14 protein-coding genes, 1 tRNA gene and 1 pseudogene are annotated in these 18,173 nt (G+C 55.8%); 3 read left to right on the forward strand and 13 right to left on the reverse strand.

The features are described 5' to 3' along the window. Positions 1 to 16 precede the first annotated feature (16 nt). Entirely contained in the window at positions 17 to 532 is a 516-nt protein-coding gene (gene uraD, locus OQ287_RS04380; protein ID WP_265895711.1) for a 2-oxo-4-hydroxy-4-carboxy-5-ureidoimidazoline decarboxylase, read from the forward strand. Here uraD and OQ287_RS04385 read toward each other — a convergent pair. The 8 genes and pseudogenes from OQ287_RS04385 to OQ287_RS15330 all read right to left on the reverse strand — a co-directional run. Further along, positions 495 to 1,733 (reverse strand): allantoate amidohydrolase, encoded by a 1,239-nt coding sequence (locus OQ287_RS04385; RefSeq protein ID WP_265895712.1) that lies wholly within the window; start codon positions 1,731 to 1,733, stop codon positions 495 to 497. The genes uraD and OQ287_RS04385 overlap by 38 nt on opposite strands. After that, the gene (locus tag OQ287_RS04390; protein WP_265895713.1) at positions 1,726 to 2,970 is read right to left on the reverse strand and encodes a pyridoxal-phosphate-dependent aminotransferase family protein; all 1,245 of its coding nucleotides are present in this window, start codon (positions 2,968 to 2,970) and stop codon (positions 1,726 to 1,728) included. Before OQ287_RS04390 ends, OQ287_RS04385 begins: the two co-directional genes overlap by 8 nt. 127 nt (positions 2,971 to 3,097) lie before the next feature. Beyond that, positions 3,098 to 4,555 (reverse strand): NAD-dependent succinate-semialdehyde dehydrogenase, encoded by a 1,458-nt coding sequence (locus tag OQ287_RS04395; RefSeq protein ID WP_265895714.1) that lies wholly within the window; start codon positions 4,553 to 4,555, stop codon positions 3,098 to 3,100. Positions 4,556 to 4,625: 70 nt separating this feature from the next. Next, positions 4,626 to 5,180 carry a GTP cyclohydrolase I FolE gene (gene folE, locus OQ287_RS04400; RefSeq protein ID WP_250936995.1) on the reverse strand — a complete coding sequence of 185 codons (555 nt, stop codon included), beginning with the start codon at positions 5,178 to 5,180 and terminating at the stop codon, positions 4,626 to 4,628. Positions 5,181 to 5,273: 93 nt separating this feature from the next. Next, positions 5,274 to 6,479: a murein transglycosylase domain-containing protein gene (locus OQ287_RS04405; protein WP_265895715.1), complete on the reverse strand. Its 1,206-nt coding sequence runs from the start codon at positions 6,477 to 6,479 to the stop codon at positions 5,274 to 5,276. After that, the gene (locus OQ287_RS04410) at positions 6,448 to 7,422 is read right to left on the reverse strand and encodes a serine/threonine protein kinase (RefSeq protein WP_265895716.1); all 975 of its coding nucleotides are present in this window, start codon (positions 7,420 to 7,422) and stop codon (positions 6,448 to 6,450) included. The genes OQ287_RS04405 and OQ287_RS04410 overlap by 32 nt, the downstream gene beginning before the upstream one ends. Further along, entirely contained in the window at positions 7,419 to 7,967 is a 549-nt protein-coding gene (locus OQ287_RS04415; RefSeq protein ID WP_265895717.1) for a ComF family protein, read from the reverse strand. The genes OQ287_RS04410 and OQ287_RS04415 overlap by 4 nt, the downstream gene beginning before the upstream one ends. A 9-nt stretch (positions 7,968 to 7,976) precedes the next feature. Next, positions 7,977 to 8,150, reverse strand: a pseudogene (locus OQ287_RS15330) (double zinc ribbon domain-containing protein); the annotation flags it as partial. A gap of 123 nt (positions 8,151 to 8,273) precedes the next feature. Between OQ287_RS15330 and OQ287_RS04420 the strand changes: the two are divergent. Next, positions 8,274 to 8,358: transfer RNA gene (locus tag OQ287_RS04420), tRNA-Leu, on the forward strand. Between the two features lie 528 nt (positions 8,359 to 8,886). Beyond that, entirely contained in the window at positions 8,887 to 9,141 is a 255-nt protein-coding gene (locus OQ287_RS15335; protein WP_407658222.1) for a phage integrase central domain-containing protein, read from the forward strand. Positions 9,142 to 9,300: 159 nt separating this feature from the next. Here OQ287_RS15335 and OQ287_RS04425 read toward each other — a convergent pair whose 3' ends face one another. The 5 genes from OQ287_RS04425 to OQ287_RS04445 form a co-directional block, all read right to left on the reverse strand. Beyond that, complete coding sequence (locus tag OQ287_RS04425) at positions 9,301 to 9,927, reverse strand: LysE family translocator (protein ID WP_250937004.1); 627 nt, start codon at positions 9,925 to 9,927, stop codon at positions 9,301 to 9,303. 818 nt (positions 9,928 to 10,745) lie between these two features. Continuing rightward, complete coding sequence (locus OQ287_RS04430; protein WP_250937006.1) at positions 10,746 to 11,702, reverse strand: DUF6708 domain-containing protein; 957 nt, start codon at positions 11,700 to 11,702, stop codon at positions 10,746 to 10,748. A 2-nt stretch (positions 11,703 to 11,704) separates the two neighbouring features. Then, positions 11,705 to 14,467: a T6SS effector BTH_I2691 family protein gene (locus OQ287_RS04435; RefSeq protein WP_250937008.1), complete on the reverse strand. Its 2,763-nt coding sequence runs from the start codon at positions 14,465 to 14,467 to the stop codon at positions 11,705 to 11,707. Next, positions 14,464 to 15,288: a DUF4123 domain-containing protein gene (locus tag OQ287_RS04440; protein WP_250937010.1), complete on the reverse strand. Its 825-nt coding sequence runs from the start codon at positions 15,286 to 15,288 to the stop codon at positions 14,464 to 14,466. The genes OQ287_RS04435 and OQ287_RS04440 overlap by 4 nt, the downstream gene beginning before the upstream one ends. Positions 15,289 to 15,300: 12 nt before the next feature. After that, the gene (locus OQ287_RS04445) at positions 15,301 to 17,934 is read right to left on the reverse strand and encodes a type VI secretion system Vgr family protein (RefSeq protein WP_250937012.1); all 2,634 of its coding nucleotides are present in this window, start codon (positions 17,932 to 17,934) and stop codon (positions 15,301 to 15,303) included. Positions 17,935 to 18,173 lie beyond the last annotated feature (239 nt).

The following is an 18,173-nucleotide window of genomic DNA, read 5'->3' on the forward strand; positions in this document are numbered from 1 at the left end:
TAACAGGATAATGAATATGACGGTAACACTTGCCGAACTGAACGCCCTGCCAGCGGACCAGTTTGTAAAGGCACTGGAAGGGCTGTATGAACATTCGAACTGGATTGTTCGCGATGCGGCAGCCCGGCGTCCGTTTGAAACACCCGAGGCATTGATCCAGGTCACCCAGGGCGTAGTGTGCAACGCCTCGGAGGCACAGCAGAAGGCGTTGATCTGCGCACACCCCGAGCTTGGAGAAGCCCAGCTTCATCGGCTGACTACCGCGTCACAGCAGGAGCAGCGCGGTGCGGGCCTGGTCGCCGCCCCCCCGGAGCAGTTGACCCGCCTCAGGCAACTGAATGCGGCCTATCGACAACGGCACGGATTTCCGTTTGTGGTGGCCGTCAAGGGTATGACGGCCACCATGATACTGGACGCACTTGCCGTTCGCCTTGAGCGCCCCGGCGATGTTGAGCTGGCCGAGGCGCTCGAGCAAATCGGACGAATCGCAGCGATCAGGCTGGCAGCCCTGCTTGACGTGCCGCCCGAATAACCGCAATTTCAAAGGCGTCGAGGGCCATCGCGACATCATCGGCACGCACCGACTCATCCGGATGGTGGCTTACGCCTCCACCACAGCGAATGAACAGCATGCCAACATCGGTCAGTGATGCCATGGCCATGGCATCATGGCCAGCACCACTGAACAGATGCAGGGCTTCATCACCCTGAACCTGCGTTACCGCCCTGCTGACACAATCCTGTAACCAGTCAGCGCAGGCAACCGCGCTGGCGCTGTGCGTATCCTCCCAGTGCATCGTCAGCTCACGAGCAGTACAGATACGCTCGAGTGACTCCACGATAGCCGCTACGGTCCGGTCACGCACGGCATCTTCCTGCGCCCGCACATCCAGACTGAAACTCACGTCGCCCGGAATAACGTTCACGGCTCCGGGCGTCACATTCATCTCACCGACCGTAGCGACTGCCCCACTGGCGCGTGCAAGTGCCTCAATGGCCAGTACCGCTTCAGAGGCGCCACACAGCGCGTCCCGGCGCAGATCAAACGGCGTGGTGCCCGCATGACCAGCGCAACCGGTCAGCGTAATTCTGGCCCGCCGTGCGCCGGCAATCGCCGTAACGACCCCCAGGGCAAGATCACGATCTTCCAGTACCGGGCCCTGTTCGATATGGGCTTCAAGATACCCCACGATCTGCGACGACTCACGACGAGCGGTATCAATTCGACCCGGAACAAGCCCGGCTGCTTCAAAGGCCTGCTCAAGACAGATCCCTGTCGGGTCGGTCAGCGCCCACCATTCAGGCTCCCAGGTACCGGCCACCGCACGGCTGCCCAGCAGGGTCGTGCCGAAGCGCGTACCTTCCTCATCCCCGAAGGCCACTACCTCGATGGCACAGGGCAGGCGCCGTCCACTGCGCTGAAGCCGCTGCACTACGCCAATGGCCAGCATGACCCCCAGGATGCCGTCATAACGGCCGGCATCAGGCACCGTATCAAGATGAGACCCGATCACCAGCGCCGGCGCATCCGCCTCAAGTCCCTCGTAACGGCCCCACTGGTTGCCGGCTGCATCCTGATGAACTGCCATGCCCGCCTCATGCATCCACTGTGCCACCCTGGCATTGGCGTCATGATGCACAGGAGTCAGATAACGGCGCATGATGCCAGTATCGGTTTCACTGAGCCGTGCCAGTTCATCACAGGCGGCCAGTATTTGATCGGCATCATGCATGGGGGGTGTCCTGTAATGTTGAGGTAGAGTAAATCCGGTGTGCTGCACGCACCGCCTCGCCGGCGGGCACGGTTACATCAAACAGCCCAAGCACCTGCTCAAGCGCCGCCAGGGTTGTGAACACGCAGTCCCGGCGCGCGTTGTAGCCCATGGTCCCAATGCGCCATATCCGCCCGTGCAAAGGGCCGAAGGAAGTGCCAATCTCGATGGCGAAATCTTCCAGCAGGCAGCGTCGCACCGCTTCGCCATCCAGCCCCTCGGGGATATACACCCCGACCACGTTATGCATGCGATGCTGCTGATCACCGAACAGTTCAAGGCCCATGGCCGTCAGCCCAGCGGCCATGGCCTGCCCGTGCAATTGATGACGTGCGATGGCCTGATCCATGCCCTCTTCCACCAGCAGCGCCGCACACATGCGTGCGCCATAGAGCATGGCCGTCGCCTCGGTATGGTGATTGAGCCGTTCCGGCCCCCAGTATTTGAGAATCTGGCTGAGGTCCAGGTAATTGGAGCGAATCGGCTGAGCATGACCCGCCTCATCCGAGGACTGGCGAAGCCCTGCTTCAATGTGAGCGCGCTGCATGATCTTGTCGACCGCCCGTGCTGACAGGGTTATCGGTGAGCTGCCGGAGGGCCCGGCCAGACACTTCTGAAGTCCGGCGGTTGCGGCATCAATCTGCCAGTCATCCACACGAAGCTCATTACCCGCCAGCGAGGCGGTCACATCGGTATAAAACAGTGCGCCGTGACGGCGACACAACGCCCCGATCCCCTCCAGTGGCTGACACATGGTGGTTGATGTATCGCCCTGTACCAGCGCCAGTACATGAGGTTTTACCCGTGCCAGTGCCTGTTCGATCTGTTCTGGTGTGAACACCTCTCCCCAGGGAGCTTCGATGGTGTGCACTTCCGCGCCACAGCGTTCGGCAATTTCCTTGAGCAGCAACCCGAAACGACCAAACATCGGCACCAGCACTCGCTCGCCAGGTGCCACCAAAGATACCAGTGCCGCCTCGATGCCGGCTCGCGATGTTCCATCCACGAGAAGCGTTGCTTCGTTATGGGTACGAAAGACCTGTCGATACAGTTGCTGGGTCTCATTCATGTAACCCGTCATCGCCGGGTCATACTGACCAACGAGGGCGGCCGACATGGCTCGGGAAACGCGCGGGTCGGCATTGATAGGGCCTGGGCCCATCAGCAGGCGGCAAGGCGGCTGGAAGGTGGTGGTCATGGGAAGAAGGCCTTTATTATTGTTTCTTTGAACGTGGATATGAAACTAAAGTTTCATCCCTACGATAGCGCGCTCTATCGCAAAAAAAAAGCCGGCCATGAAGGCCGGCCAGACATGAAATACAGGATTACCCGATATTCATGCAGAGGTACTTGGTTTCCAGATATTCTTCCAGCCCATACTTTGACCCTTCACGCCCAAGGCCGGAGGCCTTGACGCCACCAAAGGGTGCGGCAGCATTGGAAATCAGACCTTCATTGATGCCAACCATGCCGTACTCGAGCCTTTCAGCCACACGCCAGACCCGACCAATATCCCGGCTGTAAAAATAGGCCGCCAGACCATATTCCGTGTCATTGGCCATGGTGAGCGCCTCATCCTCGGTATCAAAGGAAAAGACGGCGGCCAGCGGGCCGAAGGTTTCTTCACTGGCTACCTTCATCTCGGACGTAGCGCCATTGATCAGGGTTGGCATATAAAAGCGCCCACCCTTTGAATGAGGCTGTCCGCCCAGCATCAGCTCACCGCCCTTGTCGATGGCATCCTGCACGTGCTCGGACATCTTCTCGACCGCATTTTCATCGATCATGGGCCCTACGGTCACGCCCTCCTTCATGCCATCGCCCACCACCAGCTCACGATTCATGGCCGCAGCAAGTTTTTCACAGAACGCATTGATGACACCCGACTGCACCAGGAACCGATTGGTGCAGACACAGGTCTGTCCGGCATTACGGAACTTGGAAGCCAGTGCACCTTCCACGGCTGCATCAAGGTCTGCGTCCTCGAACACGATAAAGGGCGCATTACCTCCAAGCTCCAGTGAAATCTTCTGGATATTCTCGGCGGCATTGGCCATCAGGGTGCTGCCTACGCCGGTAGAACCGGTGAAGGTAATCTTCCTGACCATCGGCGAGGACGTCATGGCACCCGCAATTTCCCCGGCACTGCCCGGCAGTACGTTAAAGACGCCGCGCGGTACACCGGCACGTTCGGCCAGTACTGCCAGTGCCGTCGCCGACAGCGGCGTCTGGCTGGCCGGCTTGATGACGATCGGGCAACCGGCCGCCAGGGCAGCAGCGGCCTTGCGGGTAATCATTGATGACGGAAAGTTCCAGGGCGTAATGGCTCCTACCACGCCAACAGGCTGCTTCAGCACGACAATGCGCTGATTGCCCTTGGCCCCCGGAATGGTATCGCCATATACACGACGCGCCTCTTCGGCATACCAGCGCATGAAGCTTGCAGCGTAGGCAATTTCACCTTCTGCTTCCTTTTTGGGCTTGCCTTGCTCAAGGGTCATCAGACGGCCCAGATCTTCCTGATGCTCCATCATCAGCTCGTACCAGCGGTTGAGAATATCGGCCCGCTCAAGCGCGGTACGCGCCGACCATGCCGGAAACGCTGCGTGGGCTGCCTCGATGGCACGCAGGGTTTCCTTCTCCCCCATCCGCGGCACGCGGGCGATGGTTTCGCCGGTGGCCGGGTTATCCACCTCGATCTGCTCACCGCTGTCGGCGGCTACCCAGTTGCCATCAATAAAGGCAAAGGGCCGAAACAGGGCCTTGTCCTTGAGGTTATCCATAACATGCTCCCTTCTGGTGTCTTTTCCGACTTCATTGCTCACTGAAGACCGGCACCCTTCGAGTCTCGGACTAACGACGAAGCAGCGCCAGAAATTCCTGCCGTGTTTCAACGTGACTGCGGAAATTACCCAGCATCACGGACGTTGTCATGCTGGAATTCTGTTTTTCCACGCCTCGCATCATCATGCACATGTGCTTGGCTTCAATAATCACTCCCACCCCACGTGCACCGGTGACATCACGTACCGCCTCGGCAATCTGGCGTGTCAGGTTTTCCTGAATCTGCAGACGTCGCGCGAACATGTCGACGATCCGTGCAAACTTGGACAACCCCAGCACCTTGCCATCCGGCAGATATCCGATGTGACATTTGCCGATAAACGGTAGCATATGGTGCTCACACATCGAGTAAAGCTCGATGTCCTTGACCAGAACGATCTCATCGGTATCCGAGGAAAAGACAGCATTATTGACCAGCTCATCAAGTGACTTGCTGTAGCCATTGGTCAAGAACTGCATGGCCTTGGCTGCACGAACCGGTGTATCGCGCAGCCCTTCCCGCTCAGGATCCTCCCCCAGACCCTTGATGATTTCGTGATAATGGTGGGAAAGCTCGTCGCACATGGGCTTTATTCATCTCTGACAGGTAAGGGACGGGCAGCCCGCATGGCTGCCCGATTCAGCCCTATCTTATCGCAAGCGCAGGAAATACGCAGTTCAGGTTGTCCCTGCAACAATCAGTGGCCTGAAACGCGTACGAGCCTCCTTGACCTTTTTGACGTAACGGCGCGTTTCATCGGCGGGATGGTGGGTACGCAGCCGGTTATAGACCTGCTGTGAACTGAGTGAATTGATTCTGGCCAGCGCCTTTTTCTTTCCACCCCCGAAGGTCTTGTACACATTGCCGGCTCCGCCGTTATAGGCAGCAATGACACACAAGCGGCGACTTACCGGATCGTTGATGCCCTTGAGATAAACATGATTGAGCAGCCCGAGATACGCCGTGCCCACATCAATGTTGCGCCCGGCATTGAATAAATAGTCCCTGTCGGGCTTTCCGGCCTTCCGGTAGACCCGATTGAAGACATCATGGCCGGCAGTACGCGGAACAATCTGCATCAGCCCGAAAGCCGGGATATGACTGACGGCGTAGGGGTTGAAGCTCGATTCTGTCGCGATGATGGCCATGACCAGTGCCGGGTCTACCTTATGGCGGTGACTCGCCTTCTCGATGGCCGGTACAAACTGTTGAGCTCTTACTCTGAGGTGATTGGAAGATAACGGTATATTTATTCGTAATATATCACTTCCATCTGCCTGCTGGCTGCGTTCCACACGGTGGGTGGCCAACCAGCGCGCATAGCGTTTGGCCCGCCATGCGTATTCAACCGATTTACCTTCCTGGTCCCTGACCTGGCCCGCCAGCACCCCCTGTATGCCATCCGTCGGTGTATCACTAAGCCGCCCGCTATCCAGCGCACTGTCATCGACAGGCGATGCCAGCGTCTTTTCGATCAGGCGGGTCAGCTCTTCCGTGGTAGCCCCGCTCCTGAGCGTTTCAATAGTGACTCGGCCATGCTCGAAATCGATCTCGGAGCGGCTTTGCCAGTTATCATCGTAGGCCACCAGGGTCCTGGTCTGAGAAAGTCTGACATCCTGCCAGTAGGCACTGGCATGTCGTTGCACGGCTTCAAACAGGGGATCGTAATCAGCCAGTGTCTCACTGGCACTGCCCGTCCATGCGTTGACAACGCTCATCACACTATCAACACGGGCTTCCAGAGCCGGAAATTTCGAAATCCAGGGAGGGTCCTGGTCGGCACCGGCGAGCGTTACGGCCGGCAGCAGCAACCCGACCGCGAGCAGCACAGCCCGCGATCGACAAGCCGCATTACGCCAGCCAGTGAGGGGAAGATAGCGCATGGCGTTGCTGCTCCAGCGTGCGCAGGTGGGTTTCCCAGTAACCGGGGCGTTCAAGCCAGCTGAAGGCTGAGGGAAAGGCAGGGTCGTTCCAGCGCTCGATAATCCAGGCCGTATGACGCACCAGACGCAAGGTACGCAACCGCTCGATCCATTCCAGTTCACGGCTGTCGAAGGCACGATACTGCTCGTACCCTTCGATGATTTCAGACCACTGTCGCTGCCACTGCTGGGCATCTTCTCCGCTCAACCACATCCAGAGATCGTTGATGGCGGGAGCAGTAATGGCATCATCAAAGTCCACCAGTGAAAACTCGTCATCCCGGCCCAACAGGTTTCCGATATGACAATCACCATGAGTGGGCAGAAGGCGCAGCCCTGATAATGACCACTGTTCTGCCTGGGTAAGCAGTTCACTTGTCAGACGCTCATAGGTACGGCGCTGCCCCTTGTCGAGACGGCCGCACAAAAGTACCTGCTCACGACTTCGCTCCAGAAGGGGCATCGGTTCAAGTGTCGGTCGATGAACAAAGGAAAAATCGGCTGCCGCCGCGTGCATCCTGCCCATCAGCTCGCCCAGTGCAAACAGGTGTGCAGGATTATCAAGCTCGGGCGCCTGCCCGGGAACGGCGTGAAACAGGGCGTAATGAAACCCCTTGAACTCATGGCGACGGACACCCTCCGGCGATGTCCACACTCGCCCAGCGGGCACCTGGTGTTGTTCCAGCCAGTCAAGAAATGAAAGCTCTTCATCAATCTGCTGGGCTGTCCAGCGCCCCGGCCGGTACACCTTCAATACAAACCGCGGCCCACTTTCCGCACGCCAGGCATAGACCCGGTTCTCATAACTGTTAAGTGCAAAGGGCTCGCCCTGAAGCTCAAAGCCCAGAGCTTCAATCATATCCAGCACGGTTACAGGCGTCAGGGTGTCATAGGGGTGAGTCATGGCGTTCTCCTTGGCGGGGCGGCCATGCTAGCAGATTCATGGGAGGCCGGTGTGCGTGCCAGCGTCAGCGCATTGACACGACAGGCCCCCCTCGCTCGGCAGGCTTGAGCAAGAGAGCCAAGCGTAGCCCCCGTGGTCATCACATCATCAAATAACCAGACGGTTTTTCCTGTCATGTCAGGCACTTCAAATACCTGCCGCTGGTTTTTCACCCTGCCCGCCCGAGTCAGCTGCTGCTGACGGGGTGTTGCTCGGCGCTTGTGCGCTTCAAGAAGTGGCCACGCCAACCGTCTCGCTACCCGCTGCGCCAACCAACACACCGGATCGAACCCGCGCTCCCTGCAGCGGGATACATGAGACGGAACGGGCAACAGCGCGGGTGAGTCGGCATCAGAAACCTTATAAAGATGACCTTCCAGTAGACGAAAAAGATTGTGGCCGGCACGAAAATCGGCGTGGTGTTTGAATCGAACTATCAACCAGGCAATATCTTCGTCATAAAGAAAGGGAGAAAATACATGATCCATGGGAAGCGGCTGCTTCATACAGCCACCACAGCTGCTCGAGGTGGCCGGCAGAGGATGAGCGCATCTCGGACAGGCTGAGTGATTGACGGGCAAATGTTCGAAACATCGCCGACACCATTCCTTGCCCGGCATTGCCAGAGCAAGGCACCCCTGGCAACGAAGTGCCCACAATGATGTTATATCAACCCGCCCCCACACCACGGCAAGCTCCTGAACAATGGCTTTTGCCTGATAACGGCAAACAGGCCAACCGCTTGAACTTCAAGGATAAAACCATCAGGACTTGCGCCAGACCAGACATCATGTATAATGCGATTCGCTGTTGCGGGAGTGGTGGAATTGGTAGACACGCTGGATTTAGGTTCCAGTGCCGAAAGGTGTGAGAGTTCGAGTCTCTCCTTCCGCACCAACAGCTTTAATTACCTTCTCTGGATATTCCTTCAAGCCCGCCAGCGGCCTCCCTCAGAAAGAATACTGCATACCCATACATGATGGCTTAACCCCTCTTTCTTGCATTGTCTGTGCTGTATGCCCAGTTGTATGCTCGCCTATAAATGGCATACATGAAGTGGCCGCAGATCAAACGAAGGTCTCTCAGATACAACATTGGCTAACCCTGAACCTGAACGCGCATCTATCATAAGCTCGACGGTAATGGCCTCTACATTCGAGTGAAGCCCAGCGACACCAAATCCTGTAGTCAGGATATAACAAGCCCCATGACACGTAGCTCCGAATGGGACCAGATGGTTATCCAAACGTGTCTACGACATCTGCGCGAGCAAGAGCCGAACGCCCTCGTAGAATGACTGCAGATGGTAGATATATCGGCAAGTGATCAGAAACAGGCGAAGCAACGCTAAAGGAAGCTGGAGAAAAGTAATATCAGTGCAGCATCGATACTGGTTGAGCACATGGAGTCATCCCATAAACGCGCATGCAGCCTGGCCGAAACATTCTTCCCACCATTTGCGACAAACCACTGGATGAAATAACCCGTAAAGACTGTGCAGGAATAGAGCAGACACTAGAGAGCAGAGGCGCTTTCAATATCGCCGGAAAAGTCTGCGACTGGATCAGCATTATCCTTTCGATGGCGACAGCACAAGGAAAATGCGAGCTCAATCCGGCATCCGAGCACAACGCCACGGGGAACAGCACATCGCAATTACCCTCACCTTTCCGAAAGTGAACTACCGGATGCATTACGGGTTTTCAAGAGCATCGCCCACCAGTGTAATAAATGGCAGCCTTGACCTGAAGTAGTTATCGAATCTCGTTAGTACTTTTCATATTAATGAACATGGAAAACCACTCCACTTACATTCATCTTTTAACATAAAAAGATTAATCATAAAAAATTTACAACCATGCTCATAGCTGCCAAAAACATTATCATTGCAGCCGTCCTGAATACTATACGCTGCGCATTCACGCTTCCTAGTATGTTACGCGCTCTGGCCGCACCCAGAATAAAAATACTTCCCACCAAACCAAGCACCCCGGCCGTAACAGGAACCAAAACAACGCCCCAGGTAAAAACTGTTACATCTTCAAGAGAAATCACGATAGGCACAAGTGCCAGATAAAATGCTATAGTCTTGGGATTCCCGATAGTAATACCCAACCCAGCCACCCATGAAGCTCCCAGCGATTTTAGATTCATGGATGGGTTAGCGTCCAACACTTCCGGCTCGTACTTCCAAAACTGCCATGCCAACCATAATAGATAAGCCGAGGAAGCTATACGAACCATCAGGAAAAAAGAAGCAAAATTGTTGACCATGACCGCCAGGCCAAATACAGCTAACGTCAAATACAGAATATCGCCACAAACAATTCCCAAAAGCAATGCAAAACCAGGAAGAATCCCGCCACCAACACTTCTAGCGACTAAAGCCGTCATTCCTGGTCCCGGTATGGCTGCAGCTATTGCCAGTGCCGACATATATGAAAATAACTGTGCGATATTTAACATGCGTATAAAATTACAACCTCATTTTTGAAGCAGCTCTTCCAGGAACCGAGCCTCAGGCAATCAGGCCCGCAGCGTTTAAAACTGTTATTTTTTACGAACATCATTTTCAGTCAAACACCCTACCCCACTACATAAGAAATGCAAAACATGAGCATTTTTCTGGAGAAGGTGGACCTGACAGAAAAGTCCGAAAAATACTCAATCGCCGACCTTGTCTATACTCATGGAATGATATAAGCAGTCATTTCTTCAATTTCTGGCTACCAACTCGGCTATCGGTGCCTTCTTGCTAGCCAGAATGACCGGCGAACGTGCAATGCCCCCCATACCGACTAGCGCAGGGCCGGCGACACCATCGACCGCCTTGGCCGCAACATTAGCGAAGGGAGCGCCGAGAGCGGCAGTCAGTCAGGCCACGGCGTTCTGACTACCATCCTGCAGGGCCTGAAGGGCTTTTTCATAGCCACCGATCAAGCCACCCCATGGTAAACCGCGCAGGGAGTCAGGCTATAAACCAACACTGACGCGCCCTCCCCGTCGCTCAAGTATGATTTTCTGATTGTAACCGAGCGTCCGCAGCGCAAGATCACGTTGATCGATATTCGATTACGATAGCCAGCGATGATACAGGTCCGCGCAGGACGAATACTCCTGCGTATTCTGGACGCAGATCAGCATGGCATGCGCCAGATTCAATATCCTGGCTATCATGCCCGACATCCAGTGGCGATGCAGTTTGTCGTCAAGACAATAAAAAACGCCGTGGCAAAAACCATGGCGTTTGTATACTTGACTCACAACAGTCCCGTATCCAGGAATCAACGATGCGGAAACACCTCTTTTCCACATTCATCAATCACGCTCTGAGGCCATTCGGGCAAACGACAGTATCTACAAAAGAAGTAATGCCCCACAACCTGCACACTGAAAGGAATCAAAAAAATCACGCGCACTGCCGAATAAATAAAATGAGCTTTCTTGCCGTCAGATCTCTTTGAGCGGGGCTGAAAACGGTGCGCCGCCTCAGACAGGCTTGGCCGCAAGTCAAGATGCCCCGAAACAGGCTCCACCGAATCAGGACCTTCTTCCATGAAGCGCCGTACATATTCGAAACGAGCCGAAAGGTCATCGATCATTGCTTGGCGAGCATTATCACTATTGGAGATCATGTAATGATAGTCATCGAACGAGAAACTGTCTTTAACGCTACCATCATCATGGAACAAGTACCCCTTGAGCTCATAATAGTAGCCCTCGATACTTCCAGCAGAATAGGCAAGACAAAACGTGCATTCATCCCAGCGACAGGTTTTTGGTTGAAAGTCGACATCACTGACAAAATAAACTCTTTTAGAGTCATGGTTAAATATTATGTACTGAAGGCCTTGGATCTTTAGCTCGCTTTTCGCAGCAAATAAAAGGGGGTAAGAAAACAAAAAACCAAGAAACGCCATAAAAGACAATGCAACGACTCCACCAGCATCAACTTCAACGTCGTAAATCCATGGCATTGCCAAAGGGAAAGATAGAAAAAAAACTAGCAATACAATTCCGCCTAGTGTGCCCCAGGAAACATACAGCCCTCTTTCACGGAACCAAGACTCTGATAACACCAAACAGTTATTTTTCCGAGCACAAACAAAGTCAGGCACTTTGACTTCTCTGCCACCCTCCTTTATGTCGAAAATATGCGATTTTGAAAACACTGAAAAACTGTTTCTGTTTTTACCAAAAACACCGACTGCCTCAAGTATCTTTTGCTGAGCTTTGTTCATGATCAGTTTTCCAATACCTTCTGTAGTTCTTTGTCACTTATCTTGACACTAGGCCAGCGATTTTCGCTACCGTAGAAGCAATGTTTCAACCAATTTTGCGCGTCACTATCTTTAACTGCCTCTATCAGCAGAGCGACACCTAGTGCGATCATAAATATCAGCCCAGCCCAACCAGACAGAAATTTAACAAAAATAGACATTATACCCAATATGGCGTTTAAGCCAGCTGAAACGCCATATAGAATCATCATTATCCAATTACCTTTTTTAGCATTTTCAATTGCATTTTTGGCGTCATAATACGCAAACCCCCAAGCGGCTCCGGCACCAAGGAAACGCCCAAAACGTCCATACCATTTTGCCCGTGCCAACGCACTTTCTTGACTAGTCGTGCTGATGCTATTAACAGCAACTGCCCGCTGTATACCTGTTTCAGCAGTATTCAAGACGCCACCGATCAACCCAACGCCGCTGGCATAATAGCGCCCCGCGGCTTCTTCATCAGCAAACACATCAGCGTCTTGCATGGCGTCTCGCGCAAACAATGTAGATACTGTACTAAACAGTAGCCCCACAGCCGCTATACGAGCGTCACTATTGACGAACGCTTGAAACTTAGGCAATGCAGTCTCGCGAATGTTCTCGGCAGTGAGAATAATAGGTTGACTCGAATTTAGCAGCCTGGCTTGCGCAGCTCGGCCTCCACCACTGCCATCTGCCACCTGTCGAAGCGCTTTGTCATCCAGTAGAATGATGTTAGGGACACGAATCATCGGTTCAGAGCCGCCAGCCTTAAGCCAAGCGCGAGCCACGCGACGCATTTGGTTAGCGCTAGGACGCTTATTGCGAGGAATACGGTCTCTCATCTGAGCAGTAAGCCAGTTGAGATGCTGTTCAGGCGTACCTGCCAATGGACGCTGCAGCATCAGTCGTCCTGTGGCCAGCATTGACGCGGCAACGTAAACATTCATGGCTGCCGAATCGAGTTGACGGGAAAGAAACTTGGCCACCGGCGCGCCTGTCTGATATAGCAGCTGCGAGAAAATATTTTTAGCAGCTTCCTCGGAAGCTTCCGGGTTGAACATATATTTCCGGCTAGCCGCCCAGGCGCTATTTATCTTGTCCATTGCTGTTTGCGCGTTGCTGGCAGTGATTACCGTGTTTTCTAGATCCTTGACGATGGCAACATGCGCAACCTGGTTCCACACTAGGCTACGCATCAACAGGTTAGAGGTATCGTCCAAATCGGGCTGCTCGACCCATTCCTGAATCAACTTCTCGCATTCGGCCCGGTCTGCTGCATCATGTAGGCACTCAATAAAATGCTCGACATAATGCGTACCAGAGTCCAGATCATCATCCTTATAGTCAAACTCGAAGCAGTTTTTAAGTGAAATGGAGCCCAGCCATTTGGCATGGTCTTCAGAGATCGGAGTATGAACCGTTTCTTGTTCGTTATATAAAGCAGTAGATACCTGCGATTTAAAGTCCTGCGCGATTTCCTCATCTGACATCTTCAAGTATTCGTCATTATCCTCGAAGATACCAAACCAGACATCATTTCGTGTACTACGCCAAGCCCGCTTGCGGTGAGCCTGAATAGTACCCTGACTGAGATATTGCTGCTGGTTACTCGCCATAGTACTCGCCAGCAGTTCCTGCATCTCCAAAACCGTCTGCCTGTCGGCATCTGTAGCCGTACCATTATCAATCTTTCTCTGTGCCTCACGTAGTCTTGTTTCAGGCACATTCAGTATCATCGACTGATTTTCGGCGATACCGTTTCTATAGACAGACTCCGCTGTGATCTCGACCGTATTCTTAATGGCCTGTATGCCCTCCCACGAGGCAATACGCCAGCTATGGCGCTGCAGCGATGCTGCCACGGCCTGAATCTGCTCGGCGTTAAGCTCGACGGTAATGCCCCGCGGGTCATGGGTTGCAAACACGATAGCGCGCCCGTTTGACTTTCTTTCGGCCGTCTCGACCAAATCGTCGGCTTCGAAGGCGCGCCAGTGGAACGGATAGACGGATTCAAAGGTGGCTGTGTTCTGATCATCGTCCAGATCGGCCACCGTACTGTTAAAGGAACGTGATGCAAGAGAACGATATTCGCTGACCCAATTGGTCAGTTCTGACAGCGGTGCGGTATGAGGCTGCCCCGCGCCTCCACCAATGCACTGGGCGGGAGACAGGAATTGCATACGCTTTGATGGATCCTGCGCCACCCGGTTGCGAATGCTTTCATCCCAGTTTGTATCTGAAAAGGCCAGCCAGGCTTCCGAGACGTCTTCCGGTGTGCTGATGGTGACACAGCGCGCCATCTGCCAGTCACTTGAACGACGACAGGCCTGATTTTTTTCAATATCGGGAAGAGGCGCATCAAGAGGCAGCGGAATAAAGTTGCTGTCGCTGGTGACCGAATATTTTCGCCAGGTGGCGCCTTCGGCGTCGCCACTCGGGAAATGCAGATAAAAATAGCCCTGACGCATGCAGCGCAGGATGTACCTGGCACGCTGCATGGATTTATCCAGCACGCCCTCTCCAAACGGGTCGCCCTGTGAAATCGGTGTCAAACCATGAATTCCATGGGCATGGCTCTCGGCAATGGCCGAGTAACGTACAGGCAGAATCACCAGGCCGGGTGATTTCTCGCACATTGTACAATCATCACAGCCACCTGAGCCGGTAGCAGCCGATGGGGTCGTCGCAACCTGACTGCTGGCGCCCCCCACAATGGCACTGATATCGGGTGTAGAACTCATGTGACCCTGCCCTCTGCATTCAACTGTTTCTGAATGGTCTGCCAGTCTTCCGGCGACCAGTGTGCTGTCGTTCTCTGATAGGAAGCGCCTTCCTTTACCGCGCTGATGACAGAAGCGACTTTTGGGTGGTCCGTAACCCTGGGATGCACCAGCACCTCATGGAGCACCAGTGCCAGACAGTCCTTCATATCCCCCAGACCCAGTGCCTGGGCACGATCAAACCGATGGGCAAGATGGGGGCCCGCCTCGGCATCATCCCGCAGCTTGTCTGGATACATGGCGCGCCAATGCTTCAGACATTCACGAATGGCGGGCAGTAGTTCAAGGTAACGACGCTGCTGTTCATCCAGTATCAGGCGTATCATCCGCCCTGCACTCGACTCGGGTGGAGACGTCACAATCCACTGGCCGTTCGAGTCCATCAGCTCCCAGTGCTGAATATGTCCTAACAGGGAATGAAGCTGACCATTGGTCAAAATCCATCGAAGATGGGTCATGACTCGTGGGTCAAAATAGCGGCAATACCTTGTCTGCCCTTTCTGAACTCCAAACAGGCAAAAACGGCTCAACTGCTCGCGCAGTATCCGGGCGTCAGTATCCGCGTGCAGGATGGCGCAGACCACGGGGGGCAGCTTGTGCTGCCATCTCCGATTGGTCTGCTCCCTTATTGCGTCTAAAGCATGCTCATCGAGTCGATAAAGATGTGGAGTCAGCGCGTGCAGATCACTGCGCTGACGAGGCGCAAGCGCACCAGCGAATTCGACCCCTTCCTTTATATCCAGTGAGCCATTGAGATGATCATGCAGTAACCACGTGGTCATGTTTTAAGCCTGTCATCCGACAAAGGATGATCCCTTGCTGGCGGCCCCTGCATGTTTGGTCTGGCAGTCACTACCTTCCGGCAGCTCCGGCATCGCCATATCCATGCTCGCTGGGCCATCAAACACGTGCTGCGCGCCCTTCACATCAATATTGCCGGGGCCGTGGATTTCGACGTTACCGCCCTCGATGCGGATATACCCACCACCACTGCTGAGCAGAATGCCGTTGGCGGCATTGATCTGTACCCGCCCTTCGGTAGAGGTAATCTTTACATCCTTCTGTGCGGTGAGCGCCATGTCATCACTCTGAGCCTGCACTTCCACCTTGCCCTTTGCCGCAAAGAGTTTGATGCCGGCGCGATAGACAAACAGCGAGAGTTTCTCGGAGATGGAGGCGATCAGGCTGCGCCCGGTGGCGATGCTCATGTCTTCGCCGGTCGAGACGCTCAGCGAGCGCCCTTGTGCCAGGTGGGTAGATTCAGGCGTGCTCATGGTGATGCCGGCCGGCGAGGCCATATGCAGCCACGGCGCCTTCATGCGGGCGGATTCGCCTCGCCCGCCGGACTCGCTGGCACCACGGGCACTATTCTGATCGGCATCAGCGATCTGTTCGCTGTTGCCGTAGCGGTCATCGGCGTCATCTCCGGCCTGCTTCAGGCCTTCCAAGGTGTCGAAAGGTTCGGCGTTGTGATCCGCCGCGCTCTGGCTGAGCGTGTCGGACAGGTTCCAGGCGCTCTGGATCTGATCTCGCGCAGGGGAGAGATCAAGCTGATCGCCGCTGGCACCGAGCTGACCCCAGCTGGAAAGATAGAGGCCTTCGTTGGCGCGGATGGCGCCATAGGCATCGGTGCGCAGCTCAAAGCCGGTGCCGCGGAAGGTGCCCCGGTGGTTGCCGTTCTGGTGGATCAGGTAGCCCAGGTTGAGCTGGCTTTTCGAGTGCTCGGAGTTGAGCCGCACCCGCTCCTGATCGGTGGCGTCATCGAAGACCAGTTCGTTGTACTTGCTGCCACGGTAGGTCTTGCTCTTGATGCCGGAGAGCAGGCCGTTGCTGTGCCAGTCGGGGGTCTGCTCGCCGTTGTAGATGCGCCCGGTGATCAGGGGCCGATCGGCGTCGCCTTCGAGGAAATCGACCAGTACTTCCTGGCCGACGCGGGGCACGAACACCCCACCCCAGCCGCCGCCGGCGCTGGGCTGGGCGACCCGCAGCCATACGCCGGCCTGTTCGTTGCGCTGGCCCTGGCGATCCCAGTGGAACTGGACACGTACCCGGTTGAGGTGGTCGGTGTGGATCTCCTCACCAGCCGGGCCGACCACGGTGGCGGTCTGTGGGCCGCCGAGCACCGGGCGGCGATGGGTCAGCGGGTGGCGGTAGGGCTGGCTGCGGCGCTGGGCCTCGATATCAACCAGGAAGTGGCCGGTGCCGGCGCTGCGGTAGTTGTCCAGCACCTCGAGGTTGTCGTCCTGATCCTCATCAAGCCCGTGGGCGCGGCGGGCGGCGTCCATTTCGGCCTGCAGGCTGCCGGGCAGGCGTTTGAGATGGGCCGAGACCGGCAGGGCATTTTCGGCATGCGTGGTGATGCCCAGCAGCAGGAACTGCCGTTCGGCCTCGCCGCCGGTGTCGTGCAGCGGGTGCTGGGTGAGTTCGAACCAGTGGCCGGCCTGCAGCTGACGGGCACCGCCGGCACCGTGGAAGCGTCTGGCCAGCGATTCGTGGGCCTCGAGGCGGTTCTCGGTCAGCCGTTCGCCGCGCTCAAAGCCGTGATAATAGTACTCGCCGGCGTAGTCGTAGACTTCACTGGCCGGCAGGTTGCCCTGCTCATCGAGGGTGTCGAGTCCGGTGCGTTTGGTGAGCGCGGGCTGCTTGTAGTCAAAGGTGCCGACGCTGACGCGGGTGGGCTGGGCGCGGCGCGCGGCGCCCCACTGGTTCAGGGCGTCCTCGGTCTCGGTGGCGGCCTGGCGATGAAAGCGGATCGCCTGCGGGCTGACCGGCGGACAGGTGTCGACGTCGTCGGTGATGACCAGCCGGTGGCCGTCGAAGGCGACACTGTTGTCGCCACCGTCGTCATCACTGACGCCGTCCCCGGCGTGTTCGAAGTAATACCACAGGCCTTCTTCCTCACACAGCCGGCTGATGAAGTTGAAGTCGCTCTCGCGATACTGGACGCAGTAGCTGCGCGGCGGGTACTCGCGACGCAGGTCGAAGCGATAGCCGCCGCGGGCGATGGGGTGGCCGTCAAACACCTCGGTGAGAATATCGACCGCACTGCGGCCCTGAAACAGGCGACTGTCGCGGCCCAGTTTGAGCATCGCAAGCCAGGGTACCAGAGTGAGCTGGTAGTAGTAGACGCCGCCGTCCTCGCCCAGCAGCGCGGCCTCCTCGACCAGCGCGTGGCGGGTGCGAGTGCTGCCGTCAGCCTGCAGAACGCTCAGCTGCGCGGGCTGGGCCATCAGCGACGTGAGTTCGATATCGCCCTGCTGGGCCACGCAGTCGAGGCGATAGCGAAACGGCGTGCTGACGCGCTCCTCGCCCACCAGCCTATGCGGCAGCAGCGCTGTCCCGGGCAGCGCCAGCCGCAGCAGACGCTGCGACTGAGACAGCGTGATATCGAACTGTTCCAGTAAACTATCCAGTAGCGAATCTGACATCTTCCTGTACCCTTTCCTGCAACCTGAGGCTCGTTATCTCGCGCAGCAACGCTCATGGGCCAGGCAAATGTTCTTCCAGGCCCTGTCGCAACACGGCTAATTTAACATATGCAGTATGGAAGGTCGGCATTCAAGGCACGTTATTGCACACTAATGCCATACTTTTTGGCTTCTCAACCAGCACTACGGCACAACTGGTTTGTGACAGGATTATTGTTCCGAGAGTATGTGAGGAGATT

The sequence above is a fragment of the Larsenimonas rhizosphaerae genome, from assembly GCF_026240105.1.
Lineage (GTDB): Bacteria > Pseudomonadota > Gammaproteobacteria > Pseudomonadales > Halomonadaceae > Larsenimonas > Larsenimonas rhizosphaerae.

Excerpts from the sequence above, each read along its gene's own strand:
- OQ287_RS04405 (WP_265895715.1), bottom strand. The coding sequence starts at position 6,479 with ATGCGCTATCTTCCCCTCACTGGCTGGCGTAATGCGGCTTGTCGATCG.
- OQ287_RS04445 (WP_250937012.1), bottom strand. The coding sequence starts at position 17,934 with ATGTCAGATTCGCTACTGGATAGTTTACTGGAACAGTTCGATATCACG.
- OQ287_RS15335 (WP_407658222.1), top strand. The coding sequence starts at position 8,887 with ATGCAGCCTGGCCGAAACATTCTTCCCACCATTTGCGACAAACCACTG.
- OQ287_RS04410 (WP_265895716.1), bottom strand. The coding sequence starts at position 7,422 with ATGACTCACCCCTATGACACCCTGACGCCTGTAACCGTGCTGGATATG.
- OQ287_RS04395 (WP_265895714.1), bottom strand. The coding sequence starts at position 4,555 with ATGGATAACCTCAAGGACAAGGCCCTGTTTCGGCCCTTTGCCTTTATT.
- uraD (WP_265895711.1), top strand. The coding sequence starts at position 17 with ATGACGGTAACACTTGCCGAACTGAACGCCCTGCCAGCGGACCAGTTT.
- OQ287_RS04430 (WP_250937006.1), bottom strand. The coding sequence starts at position 11,702 with ATGAACAAAGCTCAGCAAAAGATACTTGAGGCAGTCGGTGTTTTTGGT.
- OQ287_RS04390 (WP_265895713.1), bottom strand. The coding sequence starts at position 2,970 with ATGACCACCACCTTCCAGCCGCCTTGCCGCCTGCTGATGGGCCCAGGC.
- OQ287_RS04440 (WP_250937010.1), bottom strand. The coding sequence starts at position 15,288 with ATGACCACGTGGTTACTGCATGATCATCTCAATGGCTCACTGGATATA.
- OQ287_RS04425 (WP_250937004.1), bottom strand. The coding sequence starts at position 9,927 with ATGTTAAATATCGCACAGTTATTTTCATATATGTCGGCACTGGCAATA.
- OQ287_RS04385 (WP_265895712.1), bottom strand. The coding sequence starts at position 1,733 with ATGCATGATGCCGATCAAATACTGGCCGCCTGTGATGAACTGGCACGG.
- folE (WP_250936995.1), bottom strand. The coding sequence starts at position 5,180 with ATGTGCGACGAGCTTTCCCACCATTATCACGAAATCATCAAGGGTCTG.
- OQ287_RS04435 (WP_250937008.1), bottom strand. The coding sequence starts at position 14,467 with ATGAGTTCTACACCCGATATCAGTGCCATTGTGGGGGGCGCCAGCAGT.
- OQ287_RS04415 (WP_265895717.1), bottom strand. The coding sequence starts at position 7,967 with ATGAAGCAGCCGCTTCCCATGGATCATGTATTTTCTCCCTTTCTTTAT.